The 7,606-nt window shown below is 43.0% G+C and carries 7 protein-coding genes; 2 read left to right on the plus strand and 5 right to left on the minus strand.

Annotated elements, in window-relative coordinates:
• Window positions 1-86 precede the first annotated feature (86 nt).
• The gene (gene nrdD, locus RDS42_RS10025; protein ID WP_308783541.1) at window positions 87-2,222 is read right to left on the minus strand and encodes an anaerobic ribonucleoside-triphosphate reductase; all 2,136 of its coding nucleotides are present in this window, start codon (window positions 2,220-2,222) and stop codon (window positions 87-89) included.
• 157 nt (window positions 2,223-2,379) lie between these two features.
• On the minus strand, window positions 2,380-3,225 hold the full coding sequence (locus RDS42_RS10030; RefSeq protein WP_308783542.1) for a hypothetical protein: 846 nt from the start codon (window positions 3,223-3,225) through the stop codon (window positions 2,380-2,382).
• Window positions 3,226-3,350: 125 nt separating this feature from the next.
• On the opposite strand from RDS42_RS10030, the gene asnA reads away from it, so the two are divergent.
• Together asnA and RDS42_RS10040 are read left to right on the plus strand one after the other, a co-directional pair.
• Window positions 3,351-4,358: an aspartate--ammonia ligase gene (gene asnA, locus RDS42_RS10035; RefSeq protein WP_308783543.1), complete on the plus strand. Its 1,008-nt coding sequence runs from the start codon at window positions 3,351-3,353 to the stop codon at window positions 4,356-4,358.
• A gap of 205 nt (window positions 4,359-4,563) precedes the next feature.
• Window positions 4,564-5,025 (plus strand): CBS domain-containing protein, encoded by a 462-nt coding sequence (locus RDS42_RS10040; protein WP_308783544.1) that lies wholly within the window; start codon window positions 4,564-4,566, stop codon window positions 5,023-5,025.
• 97 nt (window positions 5,026-5,122) lie between these two features.
• Here RDS42_RS10040 and RDS42_RS10045 read toward each other — a convergent pair whose 3' ends face one another.
• The 3 genes from RDS42_RS10045 to RDS42_RS14885 all read right to left on the minus strand — a co-directional run bounded on the left by RDS42_RS10045 (window position 5,123) and on the right by RDS42_RS14885 (window position 7,486).
• Window positions 5,123-5,806 (minus strand): amino acid ABC transporter ATP-binding protein, encoded by a 684-nt coding sequence (locus tag RDS42_RS10045; RefSeq protein ID WP_308783546.1) that lies wholly within the window; start codon window positions 5,804-5,806, stop codon window positions 5,123-5,125.
• A 49-nt stretch (window positions 5,807-5,855) separates the two neighbouring features.
• A complete protein-coding gene (locus RDS42_RS10050) occupies window positions 5,856-6,572 on the minus strand; it encodes an amino acid ABC transporter permease (RefSeq protein ID WP_308783545.1) in 717 nt (238 codons plus the stop codon).
• Between the two features lie 104 nt (window positions 6,573-6,676).
• A complete protein-coding gene (locus RDS42_RS14885; RefSeq protein ID WP_329995614.1) occupies window positions 6,677-7,486 on the minus strand; it encodes a transporter substrate-binding domain-containing protein in 810 nt (269 codons plus the stop codon).
• Window positions 7,487-7,606: the final 120 nt, after the last annotated feature.

Here is a 7,606-nt window from a genome sequence, read left to right on the forward strand (position 1 = left end):
ATATAGAATTGTAACTTTATTTTTGCAAAAAATATCGTTATTTCAATTAGAATTGCTATGTTTCAATTAGAATTGTAACTAAACATTTACATAGATTTTCTTTCTGCGATTTCAGCCATTTTAGCTTCATTGAGACGTGTGTCTCCGTGAACACGACTGTAGGAGAGATATCCATTCATACGATCGATTTTTGTCAGATTTGTAGATCCGCATACAGGACATACATCCATCTCCAGTTCCTCATGGCCGCAGTCGTCACAGTAAGCCAGAGAAAGGTTCACACCCTCATAATATCCCAGATCCATGGCTCTTCGGATCAAAGTACGGATAGCCTCTTTATTATATCCGATAGGATAACGTACATACTGGATTTTGCCGCCATTGCAAAGTTCCCAGAAACGGCCCTCCAGATCCTGTTTCTCAATAGGCGTCACATCTTCTGTTACATGACAGTGGAAGCTGTTGCTTACATAAGGACGGTCTGAAACGCCTTCGATGATACCATACATCTTGCGGAACTGCTCCACCTGAAGTCCGCAGAGACTTTCTGCCGGTGTTCCGTAAATGGCATAAAGATTTCCATCCTCTTCTTTAAACTGATTTACCTTATTATTGATATATTTCAGTACCTCAAGAGCAAACTGGCCGTCCTCACGGATGGATTTGCCGTTATAAAGCTCCTGAAGCTCATTCAGGGCTGTGATACCAAAAGATGCTGTCATCGGTTTCAGAATCTTGCCGATCTTTTCATGCGGTTTCAGATGGCCCCCGTAAAATCCGCCTTCACAGTATGCCAGCGGGTTGGTGGACGCTCTCATCTGTCCAAGATATTCATAAGTACGGATATGAAGGTTACGGATCATCTCCAGGTAAAAGTCAAGAACTTCATAAAAATCTCTGCTCTCTGCTCTTGCTTTTGCCAGGATCATCGGAAGGTGAAGACTTACTGCCCCCACATTAAAACGTCCTACAAATACAGGACTGTCCTTCTCGTCTGCCGGATACATGCCGCCTCTTTCATACCATGGGCTTAAAAATGCACGGCATCCCATAGGACTGATCACCTTGCCATACTGTTTATACATGCTGGCAATATAACCTTTTCCTGACATAGACAGCCAGTCCGGATACATCGTCTTGGCAGAACAGTCTACTCCTGCTTCAAATACATCCTCACAGCACTGTCCCGGTCCATGAATGTTTTCATCATAAAGGAATACGATTTTTGGGAAAAGAACCGGTTTTTTATGTCCTTCTTTCCCCTGTCCTCCTTTGTGTACTTCCAGCAGGGACATATTGCACATTTTCTCAAAGCGTCCGGTTCCAAGACCAAGGGTTACCGTAACAAAAGGATAATCTCCTCTGGAAGAGCCTACGGTATTCAGCTTGTATTCAATTCCCTGCCATCCCTGGTCAAAGTCTCTGCGGACCTTATCCAGTGCATACTCGATTGCTTTCTCTTCTCTTCCGGTCCAGCTCTGATCTGAGTATTTCAAAAATTCCTGAACATATTTGTCATAGCTTTTCTGCGCGTAAGGAGCCAGGATCTTATCTACCTCCGGAACGGTAAATCCGCCATACTGCTGGGCTGCTGTACTAAGGACAATATCACCCATAACATCAAAGGCTGTATCCAGAGTCTTCGGCTCGTTATACCACACGTTTCCCATCTCAAATCCGCCTCTGAGCACAGATGCCACATCAAAAAGACAGCAGTTCATGGTATCCAGGCGGGCAGACTGATCATGGATATAAATATAACCATCCTTACATGCCTGGAGCTCATTGCGGTTCATGAAAAACTTACGATAAAGCTCCTTATTCAGTTCATTAAAAATCAGGCTTCTCTTTGTAGCAACCAACGCACTGTCCGTGTTTGCATTGCTCTTGTCACCGATATATCGGATCGCCTGGCTCTTTGTATACACATCATCCATCATATGGATAAAATCCAGCTTATAATTACGGTAATCACGATAGCTTTTTGCCACCGCCGGATTCACTCTTTCCAGAGCGCCTTCCACGATATTATGCATCTCCTGGATCTGAATTTCATTTTTCCCAAGGGAATCCGCATGCTCCTGCGCAAAACGGCAGATAAAATCCTTCTCCTCCTGAGAAAATGTATACAGGATCCTTGCGGCAGATTTATTTACGGCTGCCACGATTTTCTGCGGATTAAATTCTTCCTTTGTCCCATCTTTTTTGATCACATAAATCATACCATTTTTCTCCTATTTCGTCTCGTAAAAAAATGCACGTTTCTTCCATGTGCATCCCTACGATATTCTCCCCATATCTGGTGTTGCAAAACAGAGTATAACACAATATCCTGTAAAAAGAAAGGGGGAATTTAAAAAACTTTTTCCCCCTTGTTTCTTACCTGTCAAGCTCCTGAAAATAAACACTTTTATAAGAATCTCCATTCCCGTCCAGCCTGAGAACGTCTCCCTTTCCTAAAAGCATCTCCAGTGAATCGCCTTCCTTTAATTCAAAAACTTCTGCCTTTTTCTCATCGGCATTTTTGTAAAGCAACTTAACCATGTCATTATTTGTATAGATCCTGTATTCTCCAACAGGAAGCTCTTCTCCAACTTCTATGGAGCCATAACCGGCATTAAGTCCATATTCCATCCTGCCATCTGAATCTGACCAGGAAGAAAATGAATAGCTGTCAGGACTCTGTTCTTCCGGATTTCCGATACTGTACACTGCAGTTCCCTCTGAAGAAATCCCAGAAGAAGAACTGTCAACAGCAGTCTCATTATCTGACCAGAAAGACAGAATACCGTCAATGGAGGGCCCCACCAGCACCAAAACTACGAGCCCCCAGAAAATAATCCTGTTCAAAGCTTTCTTTTTTTTACTTTTTTTCTCCGGACTCCAGGAGCTGTTGCTGCTTCTGCCAAACTCCTTTTTGCTTTTGGCCGCTGCTTTCTGCTTATCCTTAACCTTTTGGTCTGCCGTCCGGGTTATATTTCTCTGCCCCGTCTTCCCTGATGCTTTCCGGGTATTGGCTCCAGACACCTGTCCGGAAGCCTGTTTCATGTCTCCAAGGGGAACCATCCGTTTCAGAAGCTCCTCCCTGGCCTTATCTGTGGCATGCTTATCATGACTTCTCCGATCCTCGTTCAGATGATAGAGAATTTCATCATTTCGATAGGGCATTCCGCAGTCGCGGCATCTTCCATTGACAACAGATCCGTCACATAAAGGACATTTCATATGCTCCGCCCCCCTTTCTTTACTGTTTTTATTGTATCGGATATCCTCAAAACCCGCAAGTTAAAAATTGCATTCCATAATTTTTCCTGCTATAATAAGAGAATCTAAATTCGAGGAGGATTATTATGGAACAATTTAAAATTCCCACCGGGTATCAGTCGGATCTGAATCTCCATGATACCCAGGTAGCGATCAAGACTGTCAAAGACTTTTTCCAGCAAACACTTGCCCAGAAGCTGAATCTTCTCCGTGTGTCCGCTCCTGTATTTGTTGCCCCGTCTTCCGGACTGAACGACAACCTGAACGGTGTGGAACGTCCAGTAAGCTTCGAGATTAAAGGTATGGACGAAAATGCCGAAATTGTCCACTCTCTTGCAAAATGGAAACGCTACGCACTTAAAAAATATGGTTTTTCTCATGGAGAAGGACTGTATACGGATATGATCGCCATCCGAAGAGATGAAGATATCGACAATATTCATTCTGTTTATGTGGATCAGTGGGACTGGGAAAAAATCATCTCCAAAGAAGAACGTACCATGGAGACCCTGATCAATACCGTCCGCTCCATTTACAGCGTTCTGCGCAAAACAGAAAAATACATGGCAGTCCAGTATGATTACATAGAAGAAATCCTTCCAAAAGAAATTGCTTTTGTATCTACACAGGAGCTTGTAGATATGTACCCGGACTGTACGCCAAAGGAAAGAGAATATAAGATCGTCAAAGAAAAAGGCGCTGTTTTCCTTATGCAGGTAGGTAAGACCCTGAATAACGGAGAACGCCATGACGGACGTGCCCCGGATTATGACGACTGGGAACTGAATGGAGATATCCTTGTTTACTACCCTGTACTGGACATTGCTCTGGAGCTTTCCTCCATGGGTATCCGTGTGGACGAAGAGGCTCTGGACGCCCAGCTGACAGAATCCGGCTGTAATGAACGCAGAGAACTGGCATTTCAGAAAGCTATCCTGAACAAAGAACTCCCTTACACCATCGGCGGTGGTATCGGTCAGTCCCGTATATGTATGTTTTTCCTTCGAAAAGCACATATCGGAGAAGTCCATGCTTCTCTCTGGCCTGAAGAAGTACTTGAAAAAGCAGACGCAAACGGAATCCATCTCCTGTAATCTGTTATGTATCCATTCCTGTGAACAGTAACCAAAAACCACCTGCTGCAGGTGGTTTTTTACTGTATTTTTCACCAAATTTTAATAATTCACTTATTGACAGTCCTGTACCTTCATACTATCATATCAATAGAATGCAGCACAAGTTCAGGAAGACAGATTTTCATCTGTTTTCCCACTGACAGGAAAGACAGAGGTACATAAAGTGAATATTTTATTTTTTCTGACACCCAAAAGTGAAGTAGCTTATATATTTGAAGATGATACACTGAGGCAGACTATAGAAAAAATGGAGCACAGGAAATTTTCCTGTATTCCTCTCCTGAGCGTGGACGGCCGTTACACCGGTACCATTTCCGAGGGAGATCTTTTATGGGGACTGAAACGTCTGAATACCATGAATATAAAAGAAATGGAAGATATTTCTATTATGGCCATTCCCAGACGCGCCACCTATAAACCGGTACATGCAGATGCTGATATGGAGGATCTTCTGGACCGCGCTATCAACCAGAATTATGTTCCGGTGGTTGATGACCAGGGATTTTTTATCGGCATCATTACCCGTAAGGAAATCATCAAGTATTGCTATAAAGAACTGAAAAAAGCTTATGCAGACCGGATTCCCCCTGAGAAAGGCAATACAGAAACCCTTTCCGGACACTGACAGATTTTTCTGGCTTTCATAAAATTAAAAACCGCCGCAGCTGATCCGTGAATAAATTCCGTTTCTGCTGCAGCGGTCTTTTTTATCGACAACGCTTTTATAAAACTTTAGATAAAAATTCTTTCAGTCTTGGATTTTTCGGGTTGGCAAAGAACTCCTGCGGAGTATTCTCCTCCTGAATCTTTCCTTCATCAATAAACATAACTCTGGTTGCCACTTCTCTGGCAAATCCCATCTCATGAGTAACCACAACCATGGTCATTCCCGACTTGGCCAATTCCTTCATGATCTCCAAAACCTCTCCTACCATTTCCGGATCAAGCGCTGAGGTCGGTTCATCAAAAAGCATTACATCCGGATTCATAGCCAAGGCTCTGGCTATGGCAATTCTCTGCTTCTGTCCTCCCGACAGCTGACTTGGATAAGCATCCGCCTTATCCGGAAGACCTACACGCTCAAGAAGCTCGTCTGCACGTTTGGAAGCCTCTTCTTTCGTCATCAGTCCCAGCTTTTCCGGCGCCAGCATAATATTTTTCTTAATAGTCAGATGCGGAAACAGATTAAACTGCTGGAACACCATTCCAATTTTCTGACGCATTTTATCTACATCTACAGATTTATCTGTAATATCTGTTCCCTCAAAAAGGATCTGTCCTCCTGTAGGAGTTTCCAGAAGGTTCAGCGAACGGAGAAATGTGGATTTACCACAGCCGGAAGGGCCGATGATGGCAACTACCTCTCCTTTGCAGATCTGAGTGGAAATCCCATTCAGAACCTGCATTCCGTCAAAAGATTTTTTCAATTCCTTTACATCAAGCAATACTTCACCTTTAGCGTTCACTGCTTCTCAGCCTCCTTTCCAGCTTTCCTACCAGATAAGACAGGAACATTACAAGTACCAGATAAATTGCTGCAACTGCCAGAAGAGGCAGCAGAGCTTCATAGGTCTGACTGCGGATGATATCGCCGCCGCGGGTCAGATCCGTAAGACCAATATAACCACTGATAGAAGTTTCCTTCATCAGCACAATAAACTCATTAGCCAGTGCAGGAAGCACATTTTTTAATGCCTGTGGAAGAATGACCAAAAGCATTGTCTGACGATAATTCAATCCCAGACTTCTGCCGGCTTCGAACTGTCCCTGATCGATAGACATGATACCAGAACGGACAATCTCAGCTACATATGCTGCAGAATTCAGACCAAAGGCAACGATTGCTGTGATCAGCTTTCCCGGATCATGAACCGCGAACACAACGTAATACATGATCAGAAGCTGTACCATTGCCGGTGTTCCTCTGATCACAGTCAGATACACTTTACAGATAGCATTCAGGATTTTCATTTTTCCTGTCCGATCATGAGTCGCACGGATCATAGCAATGATAAATCCTAAAATAATACCGATCAGAACTGCAAAAGCTGTAATGATCAGGGTGGTCTTCAAACCACTGAAAATAAACTCATAACGCTTATCGTCTATGAAATTCAATCGAAATTTCTCAATAAAATCTGTCAAAACATTCACCGCTTTCTCTTTTTTCACATGTTTTCAGTAACTCATAATAAATTCCGGGTTCCCATACCGATCGTTTCGATGCCGGGTACCCGGAATTATTTCTGTTCTATGACAGCTGTAAATCTTTTTTATTATTTGCGGACAATGATTACCTGTTTTGCGGTTGTATAGGTATCTGTAAAGTTCGCGCTCTTCTTACGGTCTTCTGTTACTGTCATGCCTGCTACACCAATATCAGCTTTTCCAGAATCTACTGCATTCATGATTGCATTGAACTCCATATCCTCAACCTTCAGCTCATAGCCAAGCTTGTCGCAGACAGCCTGTGCCATATCTACATCGATTCCTACGATCTTATCACCTTCATAATATTCATATGGAGGGAATGTTGCATTGGTAGCCATAGTCAGGGTTCCATTAGAACGGTCTACATCCTTAGGAGACTCATATGGACATGTTCCTTTTACATCATCATCGCCGATGTAGTTCTCGTTGATCTTATCCAGAGTTCCGTCTTCCTTCAGCTCTTTAAGAGCGCCATTGATCGCTTCTGTCAGTTCATCGTTGCCTTTCTTTACGGCAATCGCATATTCCTCTGTAGCAAAATCTTCTTCCAGAATTTCCAGATCATCATTATTCTCAATAAATTTCTCTGCCGGAAGGCTGTCAATGATAATACAGTCAATCTTTCCCTGCTTCAGAGCCATAACAGTATCATTTGCTTTATTAAAACGCTCGATGGATGTTCCCTCTTCATCTCCTTCATAGTCAGAAGCATAAAGGTCGCCTGTTGTTCCAAGCTGCACACCGATCTTTTTTCCCGGAAGATCGTCCACACCATCAATTCCACTGTCATTGGCAAATACGGTTACTCCGCCGAGCATAGCTGTGGTCATGGCTGCACAAAGTGTAAGCGCTGCAAATTTTTTCATGTTTTTCATATTCTTTTCCTCCTTGAACATTATACCCGCATCGGTATATTTATACATTTTTGTTGCATAAAATTCTTTGAAATTATGTTTCTTATTTTACCATGTTTTTAGGAAAATGCAATAGTTTAC

This window comes from uncultured Blautia sp. (assembly GCF_902497045.1).
Classification (GTDB): Bacteria; Bacillota; Clostridia; order Lachnospirales; family Lachnospiraceae; genus Blautia_A.